Source organism: Rhizobium sp. AB2/73 (assembly GCF_020871915.1).
Classification (GTDB): domain Bacteria; phylum Pseudomonadota; class Alphaproteobacteria; order Rhizobiales; family Rhizobiaceae; genus Rhizobium; species Rhizobium dioscoreae.
Genome location: NZ_CP067071.1, coordinates 3,601,925 through 3,624,772 on the forward strand (window position 1 = coordinate 3,601,925; position 22,848 = coordinate 3,624,772).

Genomic DNA, 22,848 nt, shown 5'->3' on the forward strand with positions numbered 1-22,848 from the left:
GAAGGCTTGAGATGATAGGCAAAGACTATTTCATAACGGCAGCTTGCGGAGCCTTCCGTCCTTCGCTGGTGTTGACTTCCAGCATTTGCAAAAGACACTGATCGATGCACCCAAAGCCACAGGAGAACCAATTGCTCCATCATATTTCGTTCGGTGTCGCAGATATCGAGAAAGCCGCTGCATTCTACGACGCGGCTTTCGCGCCGCTCGGCTATGTCAGGGTCTGGGAAGACCTGACCCCCGGCGATCCCGATCAGGCCATTGGATATGGTCCCGCGGGTGGGGGCGACAAGTTCGCCATCAAATTGCGCGCTGGCGATGCTCGTGCGCCAGGCGCGGGCTTCCACCTCGCCTTCGCCGCGGCAAGCCGCAAGGCCGTCGCTCTTTTTCACGAAGCCGCGCTCGCGCACGGCGGAAGGGACAATGGCCCGCCGGGTCTTCGGCCTCATTATGGCCCGAGCTACTTTGCAGCTTTCGTCATCGATCCCGACGGGCATCGAATCGAGGTCGTCACCAAGGCTTTATGATAATCTCTTCTTAAAGGTCGCCCCGCATCGGATGACCCTTGTAGACGCCGAGGATGCGGACTTTTTCGGAGAAGAAGCGCAGTTCTTCCAGCGCCCGGCGCACATGTGGATCGGAAGGATGACCCTCGATGTCGGCATAGAACTGCGTCGCCACAAAACGGCCGCCGAGCTGATAGCTTTCGAGCTTCGTCATGTTGATGCCGTTGGTGGCGAAGCCGCCGAGTGCCTTGTAGAGCGCGGCCGGAATGTTGCGGACGTTGAAGACGAAGGTGGTGACGATTTTTTCGTCCGGCGCGCTGCGCTCGGCCCAGTCCTCGTCGCGCGACAGGATGACGAAGCGTGTCATGTTGTTTTCGGTGTCTTCGACGTTCTCGGCGATGATTTCCAGCCCGTAGAGATCGGCCGCAAGCCGGGGCGCCAGTGCCGCCATGCTGCGATCGCCGGTTTCCTGCACCAGCTTGGCAGCTCCCGCCGTATCGCCGGCAATGACAGGCTTCCAGCCGTTCTGGCGCACGATGTTGCGGCATTGGCCGAGTGCATGGATGTGGCTGTGCACCGTGCGGATCTCTTCCTTCTTCACGCCCGGTAGAACCATCAACTGGAAACGGATCGGCATGAAATATTCGCCGACGATATGCAGGCGCGATTCCGGCAGCAGATGATGGATATCGGCGACACGGCCGGCAATCGTGTTTTCGATCGGAATCATGCCGAGATCGGCTTCGCCATTATCGATGGCGGCAAAGGCGTCCTCGAAGGTTTGGCAGGGCAGTGGCTCCATGGTCGGGAACATGTCGCGGCTGGCCATGTCGGAATTGGCGCCGTAGTCGCCCTGGAAGGAGATCTTGTTGGTCTTGCTGATCATGGGACTGCCCTTGGGGGAACGCCGTCAGAGAGAGGCGGCGGAGAGGATACGTCTGGCCTTTTCGAGGTCGGCGGGAGTATCGACACCGAGCGGTATCGTGTCAACGATCTCGACATCGATGCGCATGCCGGCCTCCAGCGCCCTCAGCTGTTCCAGTGATTCGCGCCGCTCCAACGTCGATGGGCCGAGGCTCACGAATTTCGCGAGGGCGGCGCGGCGGTAGGCGTAGAGGCCGATATGGTGATAGAGAGGCCCTTTGCCATACGGTGCGGTCGTGCGGGTAAAATAGAGCGCGTGCAGACGGCTGTCCGAGATCGGTGAGCCGACGACCTTGACGACGCTCGGCGCGGTCTTTTCTTCCTCGTCCTTGATTTCGACCGTCAGTGTTGCGATGTCGACGGCCGGATTTTCAAGCGGGCGCAGTGAGGCGCGGATGGTCTCGGGATCGATGGTCGGCAGGTCGCCCTGTACATTGACGATGATCTCCGCGCGACCTTCAGGATCGACGGCCTGCAGGGCTTCGTAGATGCGGTCCGAGCCGGATTGATGGTCGGTGCGCGTCATGATCACTTCGAAGCCGGCATTGGCGACTGCGGCATAGGTTTCCTCATGGTCGACGGCGACGACGATGCGACCGATCGCCGCCTCGCGCGCGCGCCTGGCAACCTGTACGATCATGGGCAGGCCGCAAATGTCAGCCAGCGGCTTGCCCGGCAGGCGCGTGGAGGCCATGCGGGCGGGAATGAGGACCAGCGTCTTGTCTAAATTCGGATCAGTCATTGTTGGGCCTTCTATTCCCAAGGGAAAAGTGTCAAAACGTCTCATGGTGGAGACCGTTTACAGAGTTGCAAGAAACAGCCAAAAGACATAGGTTTCGCGCGAATTCAAGATGGGCCGGCGGAGGATGCCGGCGGCGAGGGGAGCATAGCAGATGAATTCATCCTACGTGAACATGGGAGTCGGGGCGCTTCTGGCCACGCTGTTCGTGTTGAAGTCCGTGTCGCTCGCGTCAGGATTTATTTTCCATTCGGAGGCACCGGAAAAGCCCGGTTTCGCCATCGTCGCAACCGAGGAACCGGCTGCAGGCGGAGACAAGGGTGCGGCTGCCAAGGCGGAAACGCCGATCGCTCAGCTGTTGCAGAAGGCTGATGCCAAGGTCGGCGAGACGATCTTCAAGAAGTGTCAGGCCTGTCATTCCGGAGAGAAGGGAGGGCCAAACAAGGTTGGCCCGGATCTCTGGGGTATTGTCGACCGCCCGGTCGCCGAGCACGAGGGCTTTGCCTATTCGGCTGGCATGAAGGACTTCTCCAAGGGCGGTTCGGAAAAGTGGACCTATGACCACCTCTATCACTTCCTGGCCGCTCCGAAGAAATTCGTCCCCGGAACGGCGATGGGCTTTGCCGGCCTGCCGAAGGAAGAGGATCGCGCCAACGTGATCGCCTATCTGCGCACGCTCGCCGACACCCAGGTGCCGCTGCCGGATCCGAACGCACCGGCCGCGACGAACTGAGACAAAGCGGAAGATCAATTGAAAAACCCGGCCGTTAGGGCGGGTTTTTTTCGTTGCATCTTTCAGATCGTGTGCCGACGGGATCGCGTCCGCTGATCGAGGTCGAAGACTTTCAATCCGTCCTCGGCGCTCGGCGGCATGCGCCAGTCTTCCGCGGCCAGCGCCTTGCGGGCATCGCGCAGGCCGGCCTCCCAATGCTCGTGCATCGATAGCGCAGAAAACTCGTAATCCTTCGAATGCGCGCGAAATTGCTTGTTGCGGTAGATCAGGTGAATGATCGTGACGCCGTAGTCGGAGCAATGCTGCTCCAGCTTCTTGATCTCCGGATCGGCCTTGGCCTCTTCGGGAAGGCGGGCATAGAGCTCGGATATTGCGCGCCGTAGGCGATGGCGTTCCAGAAAGAGATCGGTGTTGAGCCGGGTGCGGCTCGAATAGGTGATGTCCTTACGCCGCTCCTCGACTTCCTCGAGATCCTGCGGCAGCGGGCCGACGGCGCTGAAGAGATCGACCTGAAAGACGACCGTATCGATATCGGCACCATTGCGCAGCACGTAGCTGAGCGGCGTGTTTGAGACGAGGCCACCGTCCCAGTAATGCTCGTTGCCGATCTTGACCGCTGGAAAACCCGGCGGCAAGGCGCCGCTCGCCATCACGTGCTCAGGCCCGATTTTGATCTCCCTGTTGTCGAAGAAGGCAAAATTGCCGGTGCGCACATTGACGGCGCCGAGGCTTAAGCGCACCGGACCATGGTTGATTCGGTCGAAATCGACGTGATCAAGCAGCGTTTGGCGCAATTGCTCGGTATCGTAGATGCTGGTTGCGCCCGCCGAACCGCGCGTCTGGAACCAGGTTGGAATCTGCCAGGGGGAGAAGAAGCCGGGCACCCCGAAGGTCGAAACCCACCAACTGCTAACCGAGCGATAGAAGGGATTGGTCTCTCGCCGATCTTCCATCAGCAGATCGACGGGAAGATGCACGGTCACCTTGTTCCAAAAGGAGCTCAGCGCCTTGAGCCGTTCGCCGGGCACGTTGCCGGCCATGATCGAGGCGTTGATCGCGCCGATCGAGATGCCGGCGATCCAGTCGGGTTCGATATTCTGTTCTCTGAGCGCCTGGAAGGCGCCCGCTTGATAGGAGCCGAGCGCGCCGCCGCCCTGAAGCACAAAGACCTTCCGCGAATAGGCTGACGCGGGATTGGTGACTGGAGCTGCAATATTCATGTGCCATCCTTTGCTGCGCTCCGGGTGGGAAGGTCGGGATGCGCAAAATATATGACCATTTTCCTGCCTGCCTCTCCGAAAGCGGAGAGATGCCATTGTTGTCTGCTGGGTCGAGCCTCGGCTATCCGAGCAGATAGGCCCAAAGCGACACCGAGAACGCCCCGAGCGCTGTCGTCAAGGTAATCGTCGAGGCGGCGAGACTGTGACCGACCCCGAAGCGATTGGCAATCAGCCAGGCGTTCACACCTGTAGGAACGGCGGCAGTCAGCACGAGCGCGGCGCGCCATTCCGCGCTAAGGCCAATGAGGTGGCCGGCTGCCAGCACGCAGGCTGGCAGAAGGAACAGCTTGAAGGAGGCGATCACGCTGGTGATGCCGAGATTGCCTGACATTCCGTATTGACGTAGCGCCATGCCGAGCGAGATCAGCGCCGCCGGGCCGGCGATATTGGCAATGCTGTCGATAGCGGTTCCGAGCGTCGCGGGAATGGGAAGTCTAGTCAGATGAACGACGAGGCCGCAGAAAAGGCCGATAACGAGCGGATTGCGGACGAGATTGCTGCCGACTTGCCGCAGCAGCTCGGGGGTGCTGCGGCCGGCGCCGGCATTTTCCTTGCGCTCGGCCTGTTCCATCAGCAGCGTGCCGGCGATCATCATGGTCGGCAGGTGCACGGCAATCAGGATCGACATCGCCATGACGCCATCAGGCCCGACGGTGCGCCCGACCAGCGGCAGGCCGATGAAGATCGTGTTGGCGAAGGCCGAGGAAACGCCGGCAAGCACGCCTATGCGAGCGTCCCGCCCGAAGAACCGGGTCGCGACAATATGGCCGGCGGTCCACGTCACGGCGACGCCGGAGAAATAGGCGATCCAGAGCCGAAAAGGCGATGCGCCGCGAAAATCCGCCTCCGCTATGGTCTGGAACAGCAGGAGCGGCACGGCGACCTTGAAGACAAACTCGCTCATCGCCTCGCCGACCTCGGCCTTCAACAGGCCGGTGCGAACGATCACCCAGCCAACAAGAATGAGCAGGAAGACCGGAAGAACATCGGTGAGGATTTCGGACATGCCGGGCGAGGTCGTGAAAAAAGTGTGACTCTGGAGGGTGATCCAGGAGTTGTAGCAGTTCACCGACCTGTGAGAACCCACAAAAACAAAAAAGCGGACATTGCCCGCTTGTGTGTCCGGCCTCGCTGGAAAGTCCCCCCGGTACACATGCCGCCAGTTCATCCGTGGTCGGCTCGCGTACCGGTGAGGCGGAAGGCATCATTCCTTCCCAGACTGGCTCGGAAGTCTTTCGAGCTTCCCATCCCAGCCGCTTGATAAGCATTTAAAGATAGAAAGTGACAGGCAAATGACTGATTGGAATTAAGTTGGCCGCCTCGGCGCTGATTTTTCTTCCAAACTTCGGAAAAACCGATATTACCGGATACCGGCTATCACCAATACCGGGATCCTCCAATAGATGACTCGTTTCGACGTACTGACCGTTGGCAATGCCATCGTCGACATTATCGCCCGTTGCGACGATCAGTTCCTGATCGACAACAAGATCACCAAAGCCGCGATGAACCTCATCGACGCCGAACGCGCCGAACTTCTCTATTCACGCATGGGCCCGGCTCTTGAAGCCTCCGGCGGCAGCGCCGGCAATACGGCTGCGGGTGTTGCGAATTTCGGCGGCAGGGCAGCTTATTTCGGCAAGGTCGCAGAGGATCAGCTCGGAGAGATTTTCGCCCACGATATCCGCGCCCAAGGCGTGCATTACGAGACCAAGGCGAAAGGCACGTTCCCGCCGACTGCCCGCTCGATGATCTTCGTCACCGAGGATGGCGAGCGCTCCATGAATACCTATCTCGGCGCTTGCGTCGAACTCGGCCCGGAAGACGTCGAGGAACAGGTCGTCGCAGACGCCAAGGTGACCTATTTCGAAGGCTATCTCTGGGATCCGCCGCGCGCCAAGGACGCTATCCGCGAATGCGCCCGTATCGCTCATGCCAATGGCCGGGAAATGTCGATGACGCTCTCCGACAGCTTCTGCGTCGGTCGCTACCGTGACGAGTTTCTCGATCTCATGCGCTCCGGCACCGTCGATATCGTCTTCGCCAATCGCGACGAAGCCCTCTCGCTCTACGAGACCGACGATTTCGAGAAGGCGCTGAAGCTCATTGCAGCCGATTGCAAGATCGCCGCCGTGACGACAGGCAAGGACGGCGCCGTCATCGTGCGCGGCAGCGAACGCTATGTCGTCGACGCCCATCCGATCGAGGAACGAGTCGACACGACCGGCGCCGGCGATCTTTTCGCCGCCGGCTTCCTGTTCGGCTATACGCAGGGCCGCAGCCTGGAAGATTGCGCCAAGCTCGGCAATCTCGCCGCTGCGATTGTCATCGAACAGATCGGCCCGCGGCCGATGCGGTCACTCTCGGAGGCCGCGAAGGAATTCGGCCTGCTTTGACGGAAATCCATCCGCGCATGATCGTAAAAGCCGCCCGCTGCCGAGCGCCGGGCGGCTTTTACGTTTGGCACGGCTGCCTAAAGTATCCGTTTCAATCAAGCGGGTGCGCAGGAGTGCGTTTGCAAGGACAACGAGCTTTCGCATGATAGCGGTGATGGCGACTTTGGGCGGTTTCCCAGCTTTTCTGAGCGTGTCGTATTTGGCCTGGAGATCAGGATTGAAGCGAGTGGCGACAAGGGCCGGCATGTAAAGAGCCTGCCGGACGATGGCGCGGCCACCAACGATGAAGGCGCGGCCGGTCCACACTCCGGACTGCCTGTCGCTTGGCGCGAGGCCCGCAAGCTTGCCGGCTGCCTTCTCATCGAGTTTCCCCAGTTCCGGCATTTCGATGAGAAGGGTAAAGGCTGTGATCTTCGACAGACCGGGGATGGAAACCAGGATATCAAAGCGCGCCTTGAGGCTCTCGTCGATTGCGATGTGGTCGGTGATGGCCTGCTCTACTTGGGCGAGTTGCGCTTCGATCTGCTTCAGGCGGGCGGTGTTCTGCCGTTTGAGCAGCGGCTGGGTGATGTTCTTGCCTCGGTTCTTAGCAGCCGCCCTATCCTTCACCAGCGCCAGACGTGCAGCATGCAACTCCTTGAGCTCACTGAAAGAAGCGGCATCCGGCGACAGGAGGCGCGGGTTCAGCAGCATGCCGAATTGCGCGAGCATCTCGGCATCCGCACGGTCTGTCTTGGCCAGTTTTCCAATCGCCTCGGCAAACCGTCGCGCCTGACGCGGATTGACCTTGGAAACTGGCAGGCTACGGGTGAGCATGAAGCGTTCGAATGCCCTGTGATAGGCACCGGTCGGCTCATAGACCACACGCGCGACAGGCGTGTTGCCGATCCAGCCAAGGATGGCGGCAAATCCCTTGCCGTCGTTGCTCACGCGCAGCCTGTCGCCATCTGGTAGTCGGTACAGATCGATATGATCTTTCGAGATATCGGCACCGATGGTAATCTCAGTCATGTTTTCCGTCTCCCATGCTTGTCATCCAAGCCTAGAGCTCGGGTATCCGTTCAGGACGATTGGAAAAGATGGGGGCGATCAAACTTTAGTTCGGCCCGGCATTCATCAGAATGGCGGCCTGCGTGTCTCCGATCCATCCCCCATCGCCGGAAGAGGATGGCCGTCCTCTCCGGCGCTTCTTTTTCTCACAAGAAGCAGGCACAGTCATAAGACAAGCACGTCGCGCAAAAGTGTGTAACGGTCTCGCGAGAACGACATGCGCGAGATCAAGGACCTAAAGCACAGGAAGCGAATCTGAAAGATCGCGACGTGCTTTAGTGCCAGAAGAGCGTTGCGGTCCCGGCCTCGTAGAAGATGAGGATGCCGAGAGCGATCAGGACGAACGGCACGATCCTGTGGCCGTGGCGACGGATCGGTGCACCCAAGGTCGGATGATTGACGAGCGAGTGCGCGGCGCCAAGCCAGATGGCCGTAAGCACCGCGAATATGCAGCCGATGGCGAGGATCTCATAGGCGGAACGTGTCGCGAAGATCGGCGTATAGATGCTGATATTGTCGCCGCCATTGGCGATCGTCACCAGCGCAACCGCCACAATGTTTCCATGTCCCGCCGAAACTTTCGCATGATCTTCCGGATCTTCGCCGGTCTCGATGCCGTTCCAGAGTTCCCACAGTCGCCTGAGGCCAAAATAGATCGGCGCAAGGCCGAGCAGGCCGATATAGGTAGCGGGAACGATGAAAACCAGAAACGAGGCGAGGGCGCTGAAGCCATAGAGGGCGCCAATGCCGAGATATTGGCCAATGACGATCTGTCTCAGGCGGAATTTCCGATCGGCAAAAAAGCCGAGAAGGACGAATATGTCGTCTATGTTCGTCGATGCGAACATGACGATGGCAACGCCGAAAACGCCTAGCACGTAACCCAAGATCGCCGGTCTCCCTATCCGATCCCGGATACAGCATTGCGTAGCGAAAGTCGCGTGGCTGCGTTCGGCGCCAAGCGAACGGTCGTTACTTGAAGGCTTCGCCGGGGTAAGCGCCCCAGATCTCGGATTGCGCCACCCATCCCTCGGTACCGTCGGCGGTGACGAGGCACCAGTCACCCGTGCATTCCTTGACGCTCATCATTACGCCGGGCTGAAGCTTGGCGATGACGGCGGCGGATGGCTGGGATTCGCGGCGCATGTTGACGAAGACGGCCTTGCCCTTGCCCTTCATCCAGGGAGCAGCGATGGCCGAGCGCTGGCCCGACAGCAGCGACTGGTTGACCCAGCCTTCGGTGCCGTCGGCATCGCGCACGCGCCGCCAATTATCATATTCCTGGATGATTTCGACCGGCAGACCCTGTTTGAGATAGAGCCATGATACGGCGTAATCCGCACTCGGGCCGATGCGCAGATTGACCCGCTTCGATTTCAGCGTGACGAAGCGCGGCAGCGGCAAACCGCTCGGCCCCTTGGCGGCCTGGGCGGCGGCAAGATCGGCCGACACCGCGGCCATCATCAGGCCGATTGCGAAAATGGCGCAGGACTTCAAGACGTTGCCACGCATGGGATTTCCGTTCGTTCGTCATGACAAAGGCGCGCCATTCCGGCGACCTTTCGCTCCGGTGAGCGGCAAATCCTCGGATCGCGTCAGCGAGTTTTGTTTGTCTTCGCCTGCGGGTCTGGTAGAAATGCCCGGAACGGGAAAATTATCCTGCTTCTTGGTTAAGAACATCTGAACAAGGCATCGCCGCTCGCCATGACGACGAAGAAAAAACCGAAGGTCTATGTCACGCGCAAACTGCCTGACGCGGTGGAGACGCGCATGCGCGAGCTCTTCGATGCCGAACTCAACATCGATGATCGCCCGCGCACGAAGGACGAATTGATTGAAGCCGTCCGCTCTGTCGACGTGCTCGTGCCGACAGTCACCGACCGCATCGATGCCGAGATTATCGAAGAAGCCGGCTCGCAGATGAAGCTGATCGCCAGCTTCTCCAACGGCACGGACCATATCGATGTCGAGGCTGCAGCGCGCCGCGGCATCACCGTGACAAATACGCCGAATGTGCTGACCGAAGACACCGCCGACATGACCATGGCGCTCATCCTCGCCGTGCCGCGGCGGCTGGCGGAAGGTGCGCGCGTGCTGACCGACAGCCCCGGTGAATGGGCCGGATGGTCGCCTACCTGGATGCTTGGCCGCCGCATTCACGGCAAGCGCATCGGCATTGTCGGCATGGGGCGAATCGGCACGGCCGTTGCCCGCCGCGCCAAGGCATTCGGCCTGTCGATCCATTATCACAACCGCAAGCGGGTCAATCCGGCGACCGAAGACGAGTTGGAGGCGACCTATTGGGACAGCCTCGACCAGATGCTCGCCCGCGTCGATATCGTCTCCGTCAATTGCCCATCGACGCCGGCTACCTATCACCTCATCTCGGCCCGCCGCCTGGCGCTGCTGCAGCCGACGAGCTACATCGTCAACACGGCGCGCGGCGACGTCATCGACGAGACGGCGCTGATCAAGATCCTGCGCGAGGGCAAGATTGCCGGCGCCGGCCTTGACGTGTTCGAGAACGAACCCGCCGTCAATCCGAAGCTGGTGAAGCTCGCCAATGAGGGCAAGGTGGTGATCCTGCCGCATATGAGTTCGGCCACACTCGAAGGCCGCATCGACATGGGCGACAAGGTCATCATCAACATCCGCACCTTCATCGACGGCCATCGCCCGCCCAATCGCGTTCTGCCGTTTCGGTGACTGAAGTATGCTAATTCGCCCGCCGGAATGCGGCTGAATACCCGGCTGCAAATTTGATCTCACTTCCCTCTCGCCGGTCATGTGCATGTCACAAAGCCGGCCCAGAGGTGACCACAAACATAAATCAGGAAGGGCGGAAATCATGGCGCGGGCGCTGCCGCATGAGCGGGTGCAATATGTGGTCGAGGGCGGCTTCAAGCTGTCGGGAGAGATCGAACCGAGTGGCAACAAGAATGCTGCATTGCCGATCATCGCCGCATCGCTTCTGACCGATCAACGTGTCGAGCTCAGCAATGTGCCGCGTATCCGTGATGTCGAGGCGCTGGTGGAGCTGATCCAGTCGGTCGGTGCAAAAGTGCGTTGGCTGGGAAGGAACGAGCTCGAAATCGAGGCGCGCGAGCTGCGCCCCGCCAATCTCGATCCCGATCTCTGCGCCCGCATCCGTGCCTCCATCCTGCTTGCCGGACCGATGTTGGCGCGTTGTGGCGAGATCACCCTGCCGCCGCCTGGCGGCGACGTCATCGGCCGCCGGCGTGTCGATACGCATTTCCTGGCGCTGGAACAGCTCGGCGCAAAGATCGAGGTCAACAGCGTCTACAGCTTCCGCACGGAAGGACTGCGCGGCGCCGATGTCTTCCTCGACGAGCCCTCCGTGACGGCGACGGAAAATGCCCTTTGCGCCGCCGTTTTCGCCGAGGGGACGACCATCCTGCGCAATTGCGCCTCTGAGCCGCATGTTCAGGATCTCGCCCGCTTCCTGATTGCCATGGGCGCCCGAATCGAGGGTGTCGGCACCAATATGATGACCATTCACGGCGGCCAGCGGCTGAGTGGCGCTTCGCATCGCATCGGTCCCGATCACAATGAGGTGGGCTCGCTGATCGGCCTTGCCGCCGTCACCGGTTCGGAAATCACCATTCGCCGTGCAGGGGTCGAGCATCTACGCTCCACGCTGATGACCTTCGAGCGCCTCGGCATCCGCTGCCAGATCGATGGCGATGATCTCATCATCCGCTCCGGTCAGGAGATGAAGATCCAGCCCGATTTCGGCGGTCACATTCCGAAGATCGAAGACCAGCCCTGGCCGGCCTTTCCGGCCGATACCATGTCGATCGCCATCGTCACCGCCACGCAATGCGATGGCGTCGTGCTGATGTTCGAGAAAATGTTCGAAAGCCGCATGTTCTTCGTCGACAAGCTGATTGCCATGGGCGCCCGCATCGTGCTGTGTGACCCGCATCGCGCCATCGTTGCCGGCCCCTCCAAGCTGCGCGCCGCCCAGCTCGAAAGCCCTGATATTCGTGCCGGCATGGCCATGTTGATCGCGGCGATGTGCGCCGAGGGCACGAGCGTTATCAACAATGCCCAGCAGATCGAGCGCGGTTACGAGCGCATCGAGGAGCGGTTGAACGCCCTGGGTGCGCGCATCACCCGCATCCCGCCGCGCGAGGCGTGACGGCTCCATCCACCGGCTGAGGATGCGCTAGGCAATTGCCTTGCACATCTCGATCGATGTCGTCCGATCGAAACCGGCGTGGCGATTTTCGGCCGTCTTCTGAAAGCCCCATGCGGCGAAGGTGGCGTGATTGTCGGTGAGCTCGATCCGTGTTTCCAGCCGCAGCGCCTTGAGGCCGAGCTCTCGGGCCGTTGTCTCGGCCACGCCCAGCAGTCGCTTGCCGATACCTTTACCCTGTGCCGCCGGCAGCACGGCGAGCTTGCCGACATAAAGGCTCTCTGCCTCCGGCCGGCAGAAAATGCAACCGACCAACTGCTCGCCATCGAGTGCCGCATAAGCGATCTCGCTAAGTGCCTTCGCTTTCAGCGTTTCGGATGACAGCGCCAACGCCGAGGAGGGCGGATCGATTCGTCCGTTCATATAGGCAAAGGACATCAGGATCAGATCCAGCAACGCATCCCAACGGTCGAAACCGTCATCGAGGCGCTGAAGTGTGATTTCGCTCATTCGGCGGCGACCCGGGCACGTTTGCGGCGATAGCGCACGGTTTCGAAGCGCGAGGAAAGCCCATCATAGAGCAGCAGGCGGCCGATCAGCGGCTCGCCGACGCCTGTGATGAGCTTGATCGCCTCCATCGCCATCAGCGTGCCGATGACGCCGGTCAGGGCGCCGATAATGCCGGCCTCGGCGCAGCTCGGAATCAGGCCCTCCGGCGGTGGCGCCGGGAAGAGATCGCGATAGCGCGGATTGAGGTTACCGTCCGCATCGCTCTCGTAAGGCTTCAACGTGGTGACGGATCCATCGAAGCGCCCGACAGCGCCGGTCACGAGTGGCAAATGCGCTGCCTCGGTCGCATCGGCAGCCGCATAGCGCGTATCGAAATTGTCGGAGCCGTCGATGACGAAATCGAAGCCGGCGAGGTGCCGCGCGGCCGTATCGAGGCTGAACCGCTCCTCAAATCGGATGACGCGTACATGGGGGTTCAGCCGCGCGATCGCGTCGGCCGCGCTCTGCGTCTTCATTTCTCCGATCGTGCCCGTGTCGTGAATCACCTGCCGCTGCAAATTGGACAGCGAAACGCGATCGTCATCGGCAATCCCAAGCGTGCCCACACCGGCGGCAGCAAGATATTGCAGCACCGGCGCCCCAAGACCGCCGGCGCCGATGACAAGCACGCGCGCCGCTTTCAATTTTTGCTGACCGGCGCCGCCGACCTCCGGCAGAAGGATATGACGGTGATAGCGGGCGATTTCGTCTGAGCTCAAAGGATCCATGGGCGCAAGTTTAGCACAATCGTCGCCGAGGAGGCGCTAGGATTTCGTAATGCCGCCATGCGCCACAGTAAAGAATTGCGCCCGCTCGCCAAGGGCCGAGAACATGGATTTGTCCGTGCCGGTCATGAACGCCTGGCCGCCGAGCCCGTCGATGAGATCGAAAAGCGCAGCACGCCGGCCCTCGTCGAGATGCGCGGCGATCTCATCGAGCAGTAGGATCGGCGCATAGCCCGTCAAATTGCCTACCAAGCGCACATGGGCAAGGATGAGGCCGACAAGCAGCGCCTTCTGTTCACCGGTCGAGCAGCGCTCCGCTTCCATGTCCTTTTCACGATGCCTCACCAGAAGATCAGCCCGATGCGGCCCGTCCAGCGTGCGCCCGGCGGCCGCATCGCGGTAACGCCCCTCGCGCAGCATGTCGGCATAGGTGTCTTCGAGATCGACGGCCGGGCGGTCGAATTGTCCGTCGAGAAAGCCGGAAAGCTCAAGGGCTGCCGAGGGGAACGGCGTCGTCTCGCGCGTCTCGCCGATCAGCCGCGAGAGGAGGCCGAGCATTTCCTGTCTAGCTATCGCCATGGCTATGCCGAGGCTCGCCATCTGCTCCTCGATGCCGGTAAGCCAGGATGGATCGAACCGGCTTTCGGAGAGCAGCTTGTTGCGGCTGCGCATGGCGCGCTCGAAATCGCTGGCGCGGCGGCCATGGGCGGGATCGAGCGACAAGACCAGCCGGTCTAGGAAGCGGCGACGCTCCGAGGAGCCGCCGGTAAACAGGCCATCCATGGCCGGCGTCAGCCAGAGAACGCGCAGATGATCGGTCAGTTCGTCGACCGTCTTGGCCGGCGTGCCGTTGATTCGCAGCCTGCGGGCGGTCGATTCGTCCACGGTATCGATGCCGGTGCCGATTTCGACGCTGCCGTCCATGCCCTCGAGCTCGGTGAAGATCGAAAATCCGCCCGCCGCATTGACCCGGGTGATATCGGTATAGGCGGCGCGGCGCAGGCCACGGCCGGGCGATAGCAGAGAGACCGCCTCCATGAGATTGGTCTTGCCCGCGCCATTGTCGCCGGTCAGCACTACATGCCGCTCGTCAAGCTTCAGCGCCGCCGCCGCATAGTTGCGGAAGTCGGTGAGCTTCAGGCGCGAGATGGAAACCTTGTTCGGCATTGGTCTTTAAGATTCGAAATCGATGGCCGAGGGGTATGCCGAACCTCGCAGGAGTGCAAGGTTTTTGCCGATGGTTCGAAATGTAAGCGCCGTCACGGGCCACCTTCGTCCTTCGACAAGGATGAGGGTGGAGTGAGCCCGTAGGCTGAGGGAAGCTGCGGCAAAGCGAGGGATGAGCCCTCTGGTGAGGAGGCCCAAGGGGCCCGTCTCGAACCACGAGGGCGGGTGATTCGCCCGCTATTCGGCATCCTTGTCTTTTGAAGAGATCTGCTTGGATTCCCGCCGATATTGGCATTAGCGCACGGCACTACCTATATCGCCATGCTCGGAGAAGTTTTGAGTGAAGGGGCATCAATTGGAATTTGCAAGGGCATTGTTCGCGCATACGCACGTTGGTTGGACAGGCGTGAAGGCCGGCGAATCAGGTGATCTCGTCTATCGGCGCGAAGATGGCCTTGCTTATGCGAAAATCGCGTCGTCAGCCCGGTCGGCCGATCCTGCCGGCGAGCGCGACCGGCTGCTTTGGCTACAAGGCAAGGGCATTGCCGTGCCTGGGGTCATTGATTGGTGGGAGGCGGAGGAAGGCCCATACCTGATCATGACTGCTATTCCCGGCGTCCCGGCAGCCGAGCTGGATGGAGATGCGCTGTTGAAGGTCTGGCCATCAATGGCGCGGCAGTTGAAATCTCTTCATGAGCTGCCGGCGGATCGATGCCCCTTTGATCGCAGCCTGTCGCTGATGTTTGCAAAGGCAGAGGATGTGGTTTCGCGAGATGCCGTAAACCCGGATTTCCTGCTGCCGGAGGATCAGGATAGGTCGGCCCGCGAACTGCTTGATCGCGTCGAGCGCGACCTGCCACTTCGGCTCCATCAGGAGGTCGTCGATAGGGTACTCTGTCATGGCGATGCCTGCATGCCCAATTTCGTGGTCGATCCGCATAGCTTGCAATGTGCCGGGCTGATTGATCTCGGCCGCGTCGGCAAGGCCGATCGCTATGTCGATCTCTCGCTGATGATTGCTAATGCCGAGGAGAGCTGGATGACGCCCGAACAACGAGAGCGAGCCTTTTCGATCCTATTCGAAACCTTGGAAATCGCAGAGCCGGATCGCGAGCGTCTCGCCTTCTATCTCCGGCTCGATCCGCTGACCTGGGGCTGAGTCGTCGACTGCCGAAAACCAGCACTCATGGTGAGAGGCCTGCGGGCCCTCTCGAATCGCGAGGGCGATTCGCCCCTTAAATAAAAAAATCCGGCCGAATCATCGACCGGATTCATGTGAAACATTTTGATCCGCGAATCAGTCGCTGAACGTATCGAAGAAATCCTTCATGCGGGCGAAGAAGCCGGTCGATTCGGGATTGTTGTCCTTCGAGGAGATCTGTTCGAATTCCTGCAGCAGCTCGCGCTGGCGCTTGGTCAGCTTCTGCGGCGTTTCGATCTGGATCTGGATATAGAGATCGCCGACCTGGCTGGAGCGCAGCACCGGCATGCCCTTGCCCTTCAGCCGGAACTGCTTGCCGACCTGCGTGCCTTCGGGAACGGTGACGCGCGATTTCGTGCCGTCGAGCGTCGCGACATCGAAGGTGCCACCAAGCGCCGCCGTCGTCATCGATATCGGCACCGCACAATAGAGATCGGCGCCATCCCGCTGGAAGAATTCATGCGGCTTGACGGAGAGGAAGATGTAGAGGTCGCCCGAGGGGCCGCCGCGCAGGCCGGCTTCGCCTTCACCCTGCAGGCGGATGCGCGTGCCGTCTTCGATGCCCGACGGAATATTGACGGAGAGCGAACGCTCCTCGGTCACGCGGCCCTGGCCATGACATTTCGTGCAAGGGTCGGGAATGATCTGGCCGCGGCCATGACAGGTCGGGCAGGTGCGCTCGACGGAGAAGAAGCCCTGGGCGGCGCGGACGCGGCCGGAGCCTTGGCAGGTGCCGCAGGTCTTCGGCTGCGTGCCGGGCTTGGCGCCCGAGCCGGAACAGACGTCGCAGGTAATCGAGGTCGGCACGCGAATCTGTGCCGTCTTGCCGCTGAAGGCTTCCTCGAGCGAGATTTCCATATTGTAGCGAAGATCGGCGCCGCGCTCGCGACCGCCGGATGAACGCCCGCGCGAGCGGCCCCCACCCATCATCTCGCCGAAAATATCCTCGAAAATATCGGAGAAGCCGCCACCGCCGAAACCGGCTCCGAAGCCGCCACCGCCGCCCATGCCGCCATGCTCGAAAGCAGCATGGCCGTACCGGTCATAGGCTGCGCGCTTCTGCGGGTCCTTGAGCGTTTCGTAGGCTTCGTTGATTTCCTTGAACTTCCGCTCGGCATTGCTGTCGTCCGGGTTCTTGTCCGGATGATATTGCATTGCCAGCTTGCGAAAGGCGCTCTTCAGCTCTTTCTCGTCCGCCGTCTTGGAGACGCCCAACGTCTCGTAAAAATCCGCTTTTGCCATATTAAGGATTAGAACCCCGGAAATGGATTTCCGGCTGCCCGAAGGCAGCCGGAGCTAAGTTTCCTCGAGAATCTTTCGATTCTCGCTTATGCAGACCGCTTGCGGTCGTCTTCGTCCTTGATTTCCTCGTAGTCGGCATCGACGACATCGTCCTTGCCGCCTGCTGCCGAGGCATCACCGGCACCGGCTTCCGCCTGCTGCGACTCATAGATCGCCTGGCCGAGCTTCATGGAAACTTCCATGAGCGTCTGGGTCTTGGCCTTGATGTCTTCGGCATCCGGCTCGGAAGCTTCGGTCGCCGTCTTCAGCGCTGCAATCGCATCGGAGATCGCGGTGCGATCTGCTTCGGTGACCTTGTCGCCGTAATCCTTCAGCGACTTCTCGCTGGAGTGGATCAGGCTTTCAGCCTGGTTCTTGGCTTCGACACCTTCGCGGCGCTTCTTGTCTTCAGCGGCGTGAGCTTCGGCATCCTTGACCATCTTTTCGATGTCGGCGTCGGAAAGACCGCCGGAAGCCTGGATGCGGATCTGCTGTTCCTTGCCAGTGCCCTTGTCCTTGGCCGAAACCTGAACAATGCCGTTGGCGTCGATATCGAAGGTGACTTCGATCTGCGGAACGCCACGCGGTGCCGGCGGCAGGCCGACGAGGTCGAACTGGCCGAGCAGCTTGTTGTCGGCGGCCATTTCGCGCTCGCCCTGCGAAACGCGGATGGTCACGGCCGACTGGTTGTCGTCGGCGGTCGAGAAGGTCTGCGACTTCTTCGTCGGGATCGTCGTGTTGCGTTCGATCAGACGGGTAAAGACGCCGCCCAGCGTTTCGATGCCGAGAGACAGCGGGGTCACGTCGAGGAGCAGAACGTCCTTGACGTCGCCCTGCAGAACGCCGGCCTGGATGGCGGCGCCGAGTGCGACGACTTCATCCGGGTTGACGCCCTTGTGCGGCTCCTTGCCGAACAGCTGCTTGACGACTTCCTGTACCTTCGGCATGCGGCTCATGCCGCCGACGAGAACGACTTCGTCGATTTCGGCAGCGGTAACGCCGGCATCCTTGAGCGCTGCCTTGCACGGAGCGATGGTGCGCTGGACGAGATCGTCGACTAGGCTTTCCAGCTTGGCGCGGGTCAGCTTCAGCGTCAGGTGCTTCGGGCCGGTCGCGTCTGCCGTAATGAAGGGCAGGTTGATTTCGGTCTGCTGCGAAGAAGACAGTTCGATCTTGGCCTTTTCGGCCGCTTCCTTGAGGCGCTGCAGAGCGAGCTTGTCGCCCTTGAGATCAATGCCGTTGTCCTTCTTGAACTCGGCAACGAGGTATTCGACGAGACGCATGTCGAAGTCTTCACCGCCGAGGAAGGTATCGCCGTTGGTCGACTTCACTTCGAAGACGCCATCGCCGATTTCGAGGATGGAGATATCGAAGGTGCCGCCGCCAAGGTCGTAAACGGCGATGGTCTTGCCGTCCTTCTTGTCGAGGCCATAGGCGAGTGCTGCAGCGGTCGGCTCGTTGATGATGCGCAGGACTTCAAGACCGGCGATCTTGCCGGCATCCTTGGTTGCCTGGCGCTGAGCGTCGTTAAAGTATGCGGGAACGGTGATAACGGCCTTGTCGACCTTTTCGCCGAGGTAGGATTCGGCGGTTTCCTTCATCTTCTGAAGGATCATTGCGGAAATCTGTGCGGGCGAATAGCCCTTGCCGTTGGCTTCGACCCAGGCGTCGCCATTGTCGCCCCGAACGATGTTGAAGGGAACAAGGTGCTTGTCCTTCTCGACGGTCGGATCTTCGTAGCGGCGGCCGATGAGGCGCTTGACAGCGAAGAGGGTATTTGTGGGGTTGGTGACAGCCTGGCGCTTGGCAGGCTGGCCGACGAGACGTTCACCATCGTCGGTGAAGGCAACCATGGAGGGGGTAGTCCGGGCGCCTTCGGCATTTTCGATCACTTTTGCGTCCTTACCGTCCATGACGGCGACGCAGGAATTTGTCGTTCCAAGGTCGATACCAATTACTTTTGCCATGTCATTCTCTCCTTGAAGCAAGCTATCGGAACCCCTGTCAGGCATTCCATTGACAGCCCCTTACGGGATGGTCTTGAGGATTGCGCAGCCATGACTGCGGTGATGCCGCGTATATAAGTAGCGGTTTTACTGACTGCAAGGCAGGAAATGGCCTGAAATCCAGCAAAACAAATGGTTTGTCGCCCAAATTCCAGGTGCTCCCATATGCGCAGGGGATCAGCGGATTTGGCGCGACCGCGCATCAGAGCAGCCTTCCCGCGGCCATGCAAGCGTCTGCTGCATGATTCCTTAAATCGGGATCGATTTACGAAAAAAATTATGCAGCAGATCTGAAGGGCTGCGGCGGCCTTTGCGCGCGATATATGACGCGCGGCGCTGTAGGCGCAAAATTGCGATTTTATCGCCCGAGAATGACGTCGAGCAGAGACGAGCGGTGCGGCCGTGTGGTGGAGACAGGAGCGCCGCTTTCGCCGACATCGGCGGGCGGTATATCGCTATCATAGGGATTGGAGCTGTAAGGGTTGCTGTCGTCGGCAAGATTTGCCGGCGGCAGGTCCAGCGGTTCGTCGTTTGCGGTCTGGTTGACAACCTGCGGCTGGATCGGCTGTTGCGATGGCCTTTGCTGCAAGGTCGGCTGCTGCACGGGCTGTCCACCGTCGGCGACGCCGGAGATGATGTTGCCGATGGTGGTCGGCTGGTCGCCGTTCGGCGCCGTCTGCGCCATCGGCAGGCCGTTGTCGATGATCTGGCCGCCGCCGAAGATCGGCGTCGGCGTGATGCCCTTGTGGGCGGCGACCATGAATTCCTTCCACGCTTTCGCCGGCAGCCCGCCGCCAGTCACCTTGCGCATCGACTTGCCGTCGTCATTGCCGAACCAGACGCCCGTGGTCAGATGGCTGGTGAAGCCGACGAAGAGCGCGTCGCGGAAGGATTGCGTCGTGCCCGACTTGCCGGCCGCCTGCCAGCCGGGAATGCGCGCCGCCTTGCCGGTGCCATTGGCGATGACGCCGGCCATCATGGCATTCATGTTGGTGACGATATCCGGGTTCAAGACGCGCTCCGGATTGTCCGTATTAGCCTGGTAGAGCACCTTGCCGGAGGCGGTCGTCACCTTGGTGATGACATGCGGAGCCACCTTGTAGCCGCCGTTCATGAAGGTTGCGTAGGCGGAGGTGAGCTCCAGCAGCGACACTTCGGAGGTGCCGAGCGCGATCGAGGCATTGGCCTGCAGATCCGATTCGATGCCGAGCCTGCGGGCGACCTTGATAACCTGATCCGGCCCGACCTCGGCCACGAGCTGGGCGGCAACCGTGTTCAGCGATTTCGCAATGGCGGTGGCAAGCGTCACCGGACCGCTGTAGCGCTGCTCGTAATTCTCAGGCGCCCAGTTGCCGATCTTGACCGGCATGTCGTTGCGGATCGAATTCGGCGTCAGGCCCATCTCAAGCGCCGCGGTATAGACGAAGGGCTTGAAGGCGGAGCCGGGCTGGCGCTTGGCCGTCACGGCACGGTTGAACTGGCTCTGCGCATAGTCGCGGCCACCGACGAGCGCGCGGATCGCACCCGTCGCATCGACGGAGACGAGCGAGGCCTGCGAGGCGTTCAGCTTCTTGCCTTCTTTTTCGAGCACGTCGCTCAGCGCCTTCTCGGCCTTTTCCTCCAGCGACATGTCGAGCGTCGTGTCGACGACCAGGTCTTCCTTGACGTCGCCGCCGATCAGCTTCGGCAACTGGTCCATGACCATGTCGGCGACGTAATTCTCGGCACCGCTCCAATAGCTCTTCGATCGGGTCGGCGGCTGCGCCATCGCCGTCTTGATATCGGATTCGCTGATGAAGCCCTGGTCGTGCATCGCCTGCAGCACGAGCTGCGCGCGGGCCTCGGCGGCGGCCGGATCGCGGGCCGGCGATAGCCGCGAGGGCGCCTTGACCAGACCGGCGAGCATGGCGGCTTCGCCCAGATTGACGTCCTTGGCCGATTTGTTGAAGTAGCGCCGCGAGGCAGCCTCGACGCCATAGGCGTTGGAGCCGAAATAGACGCGGTTCAGGTACATCGCCAGGATCTGATCCTTGGTGTACTTGTGCTCCAGCCACAGAGCCAGCAGCACTTCCTGCACCTTGCGTTCCAGCGTGCGGTCCGGCGAGAGGAACAGGTTCTTGGCAAGCTGCTGCGTCAGCGTCGAACCGCCCTGCACGGCGTGCCCGGTTACCACATTGGTCACGACGGCGCGGGCAAGGCCGATCGGGTCGAAGCCGAAATGCGAATAGAAGCGCCGATCCTCGATGGCGATGATGGCTTCCGGGATATAGGGGGACATGTCGCCGAGCGCGACCGCTTCACCGCCGGTCGTGCCACGATTGGCGATCAGGCTGCCGTCGAGATCGTTGATCTTGACGTTGGGCGGCCGCTCAGGGATCGACCACGTGCTGGCGCTCGGCATGCGCGAGCCATAATAGGCGACGAGACCGGCAAGGCCGATGCCGGCCCAGAGGCAAAGCACGAGGCCCCAGTAGATCGTCGAACGGATGAAGCCGAAGAAGCCGCGCCGCGGCCGCGCACGGCGTGCCGGTTTGCGGCGGCTGCTGGCACGGGTCCGGCGAGGCTTTTCGACCACGGGTTCATCCTCGTCGTCTTCACCCTCGTCTTCGTCGGGTTCCGGCTCTTCATAGTATGTTTTGGAAGAAGACGAATATTTCTTGGCCGAGCGCCTGTTGCCGACGATGCGCTCCCCGGCATTGAATCCGTCCTCGATGCGTTCCCGGCCGCTGGAAAAGGATGGTTCTATCCTCTGGCGTGATTTCTTCTTATCTGCCATTGCCGGCCGGTCGTACCTCGGTGCCCTTGTATTCCATGTCTTCTATCAGGCTGATTACGGGAGCGGTAGAAATCTTTAAGCTTGATCCGTCGCCTGGTCGGCGCGCGACCTCGAAAACCCTCATTGGCTTCCAAGGCGGAGCAACCCGCTATTCGTCCACGCACCGCTCGTGAAGACATCAAGTCCCGCCTGAACTGTAAATGCGGCGATTTAAGGAGGGATTAAGAACATTCCGATCCGCTTGTCGCTGCCTTCGGCCGCCGCCTGCCAGGCGTGTGCAGGGAACTTTTCGCTATCCTGAGCATTATCTCATCATAAAAACGATAGAGGGCGAACCCATGAGTTCATTGCTGAAGATAGAGGAAGTTGAAGAGAGCAAGTTGCGCGAGGTCTGGAGTGTCGAGGATTTCGTCCGGCGTCATCGGATTTGCAAGGAGGAGGAAGCCCGGCTGAAAAAGCTGTTTGGCGACTTCGCAACAAAGCAGGAATTGCTCTCAAACGCGCAAAGGCCGCCCCAATTCCGTTGATGGGTCGCTGAAAGGATTTGGCGGGCCGGCGTGATGTTTCGTGGGCTGCTGCGACCGAGCGACTCGCAGTAGAGGAGGCTATGCCGATGTGGAAACGTTTCGAATTGTGGCTGGTCGACCAGATCGACCGGATATTCGGCCTCGAACGGCTTGCACGCCGCGCCGGTTTTTCCCCGGATGAGGCGAGGCGGATTGCCCGTGAAAAATAGATCGCCCGTGCGGCTTCCGTTATCTGCAACCATGTTCGTTCTCCTGAAATCTCAGGACAATGCCTCGCTTGCCTCCATACGGAGCGAGGCTGCGATCCAAATGCGTCGATACTTCGCGCGGCGCACGCAATCTTCAATATTTTCGAACGGGCTGATCAAGGTTATAGTATTGGCATGTGGCCGTCTTGCAGGGCGGTTCCAAGCAATTGGTAGCGCGTGAGGAGGAGTGTTCATGCGACACATCAAATGGAGCAATCCAATTGAGATCGGTTTTGCTCAGGGTACGTTCCAGGTCGTGACAGGCCCGTCCGAGGCCCTCAATTGCATGGCCAATCTCTGGCCTGACCGGCGCGGTCCGCTCTACGTGGCGGCACGAAGCCTTTGCCGGGCTGCCATCGACGGCCGCAAGTCCGCTGAAGAGGCACGGGAAATGTTCATCTCGGCGACGCGGGAAGCGCATCTCAAGATGCATTGAAGCATGCCGCTACCACCGCGGATCAACCGCCCAAATCTTGCGAACCGCCGGAAGCGCGGCAGAAGTCGAGAGTTTTGAGCGCGTTTCTTCCACGAAAGCATCTCTTGAATGCAGCTCCCGCATGATGGTGAGCGCGTTCTCCTCG

At 60.7% G+C, this 22,848-nt stretch carries 21 protein-coding genes and 1 pseudogene; 9 read left to right on the forward strand and 13 right to left on the reverse strand.

The features are described from left to right. Positions 1-131 precede the first annotated feature (131 nt). Complete coding sequence (locus I8E17_RS17670; protein ID WP_113366711.1) at positions 132-527, forward strand: VOC family protein; 396 nt, start codon at positions 132-134, stop codon at positions 525-527. A gap of 10 nt (positions 528-537) precedes the next feature. On the opposite strand, the gene I8E17_RS17675 is transcribed toward I8E17_RS17670, so the two are convergent. Together I8E17_RS17675 and I8E17_RS17680 are read right to left on the reverse strand one after the other, a co-directional pair. Next, positions 538-1,392 carry a prephenate dehydratase gene (locus tag I8E17_RS17675; protein WP_069613610.1) on the reverse strand — a complete coding sequence of 285 codons (855 nt, stop codon included), beginning with the start codon at positions 1,390-1,392 and terminating at the stop codon, positions 538-540. A 24-nt stretch (positions 1,393-1,416) separates the two neighbouring features. Beyond that, on the reverse strand, positions 1,417-2,172 hold the full coding sequence (locus tag I8E17_RS17680) for a 3-deoxy-manno-octulosonate cytidylyltransferase (protein ID WP_113366712.1): 756 nt from the start codon (positions 2,170-2,172) through the stop codon (positions 1,417-1,419). Between the two features lie 151 nt (positions 2,173-2,323). On the opposite strand from I8E17_RS17680, the gene I8E17_RS17685 reads away from it, so the two are divergent. After that, positions 2,324-2,902, forward strand: a complete 579-nt coding sequence (locus I8E17_RS17685; RefSeq protein ID WP_069613612.1) for a cytochrome c family protein — start codon at positions 2,324-2,326, stop codon at positions 2,900-2,902. A 62-nt stretch (positions 2,903-2,964) separates the two neighbouring features. Here I8E17_RS17685 and I8E17_RS17690 read toward each other — a convergent pair whose 3' ends face one another. Together I8E17_RS17690 and I8E17_RS17695 are read right to left on the reverse strand one after the other, a co-directional pair. Next, entirely contained in the window at positions 2,965-4,122 is a 1,158-nt protein-coding gene (locus I8E17_RS17690; RefSeq protein ID WP_113366713.1) for a patatin-like phospholipase family protein, read from the reverse strand. Positions 4,123-4,243: 121 nt separating this feature from the next. Continuing rightward, entirely contained in the window at positions 4,244-5,188 is a 945-nt protein-coding gene (locus tag I8E17_RS17695; protein WP_069613614.1) for an AEC family transporter, read from the reverse strand. Positions 5,189-5,585: 397 nt separating this feature from the next. On the opposite strand from I8E17_RS17695, the gene I8E17_RS17700 reads away from it, so the two are divergent. Continuing rightward, on the forward strand, positions 5,586-6,578 hold the full coding sequence (locus tag I8E17_RS17700) for an adenosine kinase (protein WP_113366714.1): 993 nt from the start codon (positions 5,586-5,588) through the stop codon (positions 6,576-6,578). A gap of 105 nt (positions 6,579-6,683) precedes the next feature. Here I8E17_RS17700 and I8E17_RS17705 read toward each other — a convergent pair. The 3 genes and pseudogenes from I8E17_RS17705 to I8E17_RS17715 form a co-directional block, all read right to left on the reverse strand. Then, a pseudogene (locus tag I8E17_RS17705) lies at positions 6,684-7,589 on the reverse strand (IS110 family transposase); the annotation flags it as partial. A gap of 314 nt (positions 7,590-7,903) precedes the next feature. Continuing rightward, complete coding sequence (locus tag I8E17_RS17710) at positions 7,904-8,506, reverse strand: cadmium resistance transporter (protein ID WP_229002128.1); 603 nt, start codon at positions 8,504-8,506, stop codon at positions 7,904-7,906. A gap of 94 nt (positions 8,507-8,600) precedes the next feature. Further along, positions 8,601-9,140, reverse strand: a complete 540-nt coding sequence (locus I8E17_RS17715) for an SH3 domain-containing protein (protein WP_113330920.1) — start codon at positions 9,138-9,140, stop codon at positions 8,601-8,603. Between the two features lie 192 nt (positions 9,141-9,332). On the opposite strand from I8E17_RS17715, the gene I8E17_RS17720 reads away from it, so the two are divergent. Together I8E17_RS17720 and murA are read left to right on the forward strand one after the other, a co-directional pair. Then, entirely contained in the window at positions 9,333-10,334 is a 1,002-nt protein-coding gene (locus tag I8E17_RS17720) for a D-glycerate dehydrogenase (RefSeq protein WP_069613617.1), read from the forward strand. 142 nt (positions 10,335-10,476) lie between these two features. Next, positions 10,477-11,790, forward strand: a complete 1,314-nt coding sequence (gene murA, locus I8E17_RS17725) for a UDP-N-acetylglucosamine 1-carboxyvinyltransferase (protein WP_113366715.1) — start codon at positions 10,477-10,479, stop codon at positions 11,788-11,790. 27 nt (positions 11,791-11,817) lie between these two features. Here murA and I8E17_RS17730 read toward each other — a convergent pair whose 3' ends face one another. The 3 genes from I8E17_RS17730 to recF are packed head-to-tail and all read right to left on the reverse strand — an operon-like array spanning position 11,818 to position 14,228. Next, positions 11,818-12,288 (reverse strand): GNAT family N-acetyltransferase, encoded by a 471-nt coding sequence (locus tag I8E17_RS17730; protein ID WP_219511481.1) that lies wholly within the window; start codon positions 12,286-12,288, stop codon positions 11,818-11,820. Positions 12,289-12,293: 5 nt separating this feature from the next. Next, positions 12,294-13,064 carry a molybdopterin-synthase adenylyltransferase MoeB gene (locus tag I8E17_RS17735; protein WP_113366717.1) on the reverse strand — a complete coding sequence of 257 codons (771 nt, stop codon included), beginning with the start codon at positions 13,062-13,064 and terminating at the stop codon, positions 12,294-12,296. A 36-nt stretch (positions 13,065-13,100) separates the two neighbouring features. Continuing rightward, on the reverse strand, positions 13,101-14,228 hold the full coding sequence (gene recF, locus I8E17_RS17740; protein WP_113366718.1) for a DNA replication/repair protein RecF: 1,128 nt from the start codon (positions 14,226-14,228) through the stop codon (positions 13,101-13,103). A 355-nt stretch (positions 14,229-14,583) separates the two neighbouring features. Between recF and I8E17_RS17745 the strand changes: the two genes are divergently transcribed. Continuing rightward, positions 14,584-15,387, forward strand: coding sequence for an APH(3'') family aminoglycoside O-phosphotransferase (locus tag I8E17_RS17745; protein WP_113366719.1), 804 nt, complete (start codon positions 14,584-14,586; stop codon positions 15,385-15,387). 138 nt (positions 15,388-15,525) lie between these two features. Here I8E17_RS17745 and dnaJ read toward each other — a convergent pair whose 3' ends face one another. The 3 genes from dnaJ to I8E17_RS17760 form a co-directional block, all read right to left on the reverse strand. Then, positions 15,526-16,671, reverse strand: coding sequence for a molecular chaperone DnaJ (dnaJ, locus tag I8E17_RS17750; RefSeq protein ID WP_069615446.1), 1,146 nt, complete (start codon positions 16,669-16,671; stop codon positions 15,526-15,528). A gap of 86 nt (positions 16,672-16,757) precedes the next feature. Next, on the reverse strand, positions 16,758-18,677 hold the full coding sequence (gene dnaK, locus I8E17_RS17755; protein ID WP_113366720.1) for a molecular chaperone DnaK: 1,920 nt from the start codon (positions 18,675-18,677) through the stop codon (positions 16,758-16,760). A gap of 397 nt (positions 18,678-19,074) precedes the next feature. Continuing rightward, positions 19,075-21,492 carry a transglycosylase domain-containing protein gene (locus I8E17_RS17760; protein WP_113366721.1) on the reverse strand — a complete coding sequence of 806 codons (2,418 nt, stop codon included), beginning with the start codon at positions 21,490-21,492 and terminating at the stop codon, positions 19,075-19,077. 338 nt (positions 21,493-21,830) lie between these two features. On the opposite strand from I8E17_RS17760, the gene I8E17_RS17765 reads away from it, so the two are divergent. The 3 genes from I8E17_RS17765 to I8E17_RS17770 all read left to right on the forward strand — a co-directional run bounded on the left by I8E17_RS17765 (position 21,831) and on the right by I8E17_RS17770 (position 22,703). Next, positions 21,831-22,019 carry a hypothetical protein gene (locus I8E17_RS17765; RefSeq protein ID WP_069615327.1) on the forward strand — a complete coding sequence of 63 codons (189 nt, stop codon included), beginning with the start codon at positions 21,831-21,833 and terminating at the stop codon, positions 22,017-22,019. Between the two features lie 86 nt (positions 22,020-22,105). Continuing rightward, a complete protein-coding gene (locus I8E17_RS35285; RefSeq protein ID WP_257714005.1) occupies positions 22,106-22,228 on the forward strand; it encodes a hypothetical protein in 123 nt (40 codons plus the stop codon). A gap of 232 nt (positions 22,229-22,460) precedes the next feature. Continuing rightward, on the forward strand, positions 22,461-22,703 hold the full coding sequence (locus I8E17_RS17770) for a DUF982 domain-containing protein (protein WP_095433530.1): 243 nt from the start codon (positions 22,461-22,463) through the stop codon (positions 22,701-22,703). The last annotated feature ends 145 nt before the right edge of the window (positions 22,704-22,848 follow it).

Excerpts from the sequence above, each read along its gene's own strand:
- I8E17_RS17675 (WP_069613610.1), bottom strand. The coding sequence starts at position 1,392 with ATGATCAGCAAGACCAACAAGATCTCCTTCCAGGGCGACTACGGCGCC.
- I8E17_RS17680 (WP_113366712.1), bottom strand. The coding sequence starts at position 2,172 with ATGACTGATCCGAATTTAGACAAGACGCTGGTCCTCATTCCCGCCCGC.
- I8E17_RS17685 (WP_069613612.1), top strand. The coding sequence starts at position 2,324 with ATGAATTCATCCTACGTGAACATGGGAGTCGGGGCGCTTCTGGCCACG.
- I8E17_RS17690 (WP_113366713.1), bottom strand. The coding sequence starts at position 4,122 with ATGAATATTGCAGCTCCAGTCACCAATCCCGCGTCAGCCTATTCGCGG.
- I8E17_RS17695 (WP_069613614.1), bottom strand. The coding sequence starts at position 5,188 with ATGTCCGAAATCCTCACCGATGTTCTTCCGGTCTTCCTGCTCATTCTT.
- I8E17_RS17700 (WP_113366714.1), top strand. The coding sequence starts at position 5,586 with ATGACTCGTTTCGACGTACTGACCGTTGGCAATGCCATCGTCGACATT.
- I8E17_RS17715 (WP_113330920.1), bottom strand. The coding sequence starts at position 9,140 with ATGCGTGGCAACGTCTTGAAGTCCTGCGCCATTTTCGCAATCGGCCTG.
- I8E17_RS17720 (WP_069613617.1), top strand. The coding sequence starts at position 9,333 with ATGACGACGAAGAAAAAACCGAAGGTCTATGTCACGCGCAAACTGCCT.
- murA (WP_113366715.1), top strand. The coding sequence starts at position 10,477 with ATGGCGCGGGCGCTGCCGCATGAGCGGGTGCAATATGTGGTCGAGGGC.
- I8E17_RS17735 (WP_113366717.1), bottom strand. The coding sequence starts at position 13,064 with ATGGATCCTTTGAGCTCAGACGAAATCGCCCGCTATCACCGTCATATC.
- recF (WP_113366718.1), bottom strand. The coding sequence starts at position 14,228 with ATGCCGAACAAGGTTTCCATCTCGCGCCTGAAGCTCACCGACTTCCGC.
- dnaJ (WP_069615446.1), bottom strand. The coding sequence starts at position 16,671 with ATGGCAAAAGCGGATTTTTACGAGACGTTGGGCGTCTCCAAGACGGCG.
- dnaK (WP_113366720.1), bottom strand. The coding sequence starts at position 18,677 with ATGGCAAAAGTAATTGGTATCGACCTTGGAACGACAAATTCCTGCGTC.
- I8E17_RS17760 (WP_113366721.1), bottom strand. The coding sequence starts at position 21,492 with ATGGCAGATAAGAAGAAATCACGCCAGAGGATAGAACCATCCTTTTCC.
- I8E17_RS17765 (WP_069615327.1), top strand. The coding sequence starts at position 21,831 with ATGAGTTCATTGCTGAAGATAGAGGAAGTTGAAGAGAGCAAGTTGCGC.
- I8E17_RS35285 (WP_257714005.1), top strand. The coding sequence starts at position 22,106 with ATGTGGAAACGTTTCGAATTGTGGCTGGTCGACCAGATCGACCGGATA.
- I8E17_RS17770 (WP_095433530.1), top strand. The coding sequence starts at position 22,461 with ATGCGACACATCAAATGGAGCAATCCAATTGAGATCGGTTTTGCTCAG.